This window comes from Mesorhizobium sp. M1142, assembly GCF_040318565.1.
Lineage (GTDB): Bacteria > Pseudomonadota > Alphaproteobacteria > Rhizobiales > Rhizobiaceae > Mesorhizobium.
Genome location: NZ_JAMYMK010000070.1, coordinates 1 through 1,328 on the forward strand (window position 1 = coordinate 1; position 1,328 = coordinate 1,328).

Sequence of the window (1,328 nt, forward strand, 5' to 3'; positions counted from 1 at the left end):
AGCCCCCGCCGCGCGTCAGGCTGTTCGCAACCTCATTGTCGCACCACCCACTCTGGAAATGCCGGTAGTTCGAGGTGTCCAGCTGATCGACAATGTTGTCTAGTTTCCGCCTGAGCGCGCCATCCTCCACCGCCTTTACCGCTGCATCCTTCAAAAACGACGCGCCGTAAAACAGGACTATCATCGTAACGACCGTGACCAACGAGTCGTACGAGTCCGGTATGTTGACCTTGAAAAGGTCCTCAAGCATTGGCGGAATCTCGGTTTTCAAATCGTCCTGAAAGGCAACGATCAGCGACACCACGAATAGCTCCCGAAGGGGGCTTTCTTGGGACAAAGAGCGAACATTTATCTGACTCCGCTCGATGTGAACACCATCGATTAGGCTGGGAAGTAAGGAAACGGCATCCTGGATTGCTATGTCTGCTGCTTGCAGCGCCGCTATTACGTCCACCAAAGGTGTTGAGCCTCTTGTGTCGTAAGTGATTTGTATTGGAAGGTTGATCGCCGCCATTGTTGAAGCAAAGCAGAATTGTGTTTGATTAGATAGCCATAGCCACAATTCTCACGATCTTATCCGGTGGAGTTTGACGCTTTTGCTCATAAGGACCTGAAAATCCATTCTCTCCACATCTGGCGAAGTAGGCGGCGCAACCCCCTTCCACCCATCCCGCCGCCATGCCATGTTCCCCCTCGCGGCCGGGCAGGCCGTTTCATTCCGGGGGGAATATCCAATGTTTTACGCTTCCGTGCGCCGCGCTGCCGCGGCGCTTTGCCTTGCCGCCTTGTTTGCGCCCGTCGCGCATGCCGGCGATGTCACCTTCGAGATCAAGAACAGCCATCCGAACGCCATGCGCGTCGAACTCTACAGCCAGGACCGCGACCATGTCTGGCCGGGCAACAATCAGGATTATTATCTCAACGACGGCGAGACCAAGTCGATCCCGCTGTCCTGCAATGACGGCGAATCGATCTGCTATGGCGCCTGGGTCGATGGCGACGACAGCACCTATTGGGGTGTCGGCCCCGGCAACACGGAAAAGTGCGACGATTGCTGCTACACCTGCAGCGGCGGCGAGACCGAGGAAATCGATCTGGTGCCGTGACGTGGCAAATCTCCCCCCTTGAGGGGGAGATGGCCGGCAGGCCAGAGGGGGTCGGTACGTCCTGATGCGACGTCCCATCGCGGACAGATGATGCCGGCGCTCCACGCGCAACGCCCCCCTTCTGTCGCCTTCGGCGACATCTCCCCCTCAAGGGGGTGTTTGGACCGGGGACATCGCGAACAGCTGTGCGAGGACATCGCGAACAGTTTGCCATCCTATCGT

2 protein-coding genes are annotated in these 1,328 nt (G+C 57.5%); one reads left to right on the forward strand and one right to left on the reverse strand.

Annotated features, from left to right (window positions below; genetic code table 11):
- On the reverse strand, nt 1-304 hold a 304-nt coding region (locus tag NKH42_RS31085), incomplete at its 3' end, for a hypothetical protein (RefSeq protein ID WP_352974834.1).
- A gap of 430 nt (nt 305-734) precedes the next feature.
- Here NKH42_RS31085 and NKH42_RS31090 point away from each other — a divergent pair.
- On the forward strand, nt 735-1,106 hold the full coding sequence (locus tag NKH42_RS31090; protein WP_352648388.1) for a hypothetical protein: 372 nt from the start codon (nt 735-737) through the stop codon (nt 1,104-1,106).
- Nucleotides 1,107-1,328 lie beyond the last annotated feature (222 nt).

Coding starts and splice junctions, on each gene's coding strand:
- NKH42_RS31090 (WP_352648388.1), top strand. CDS start 735: ATGTTTTACGCTTCCGTGCGCCGCGCTGCCGCGGCGCTTTGCCTTGCC.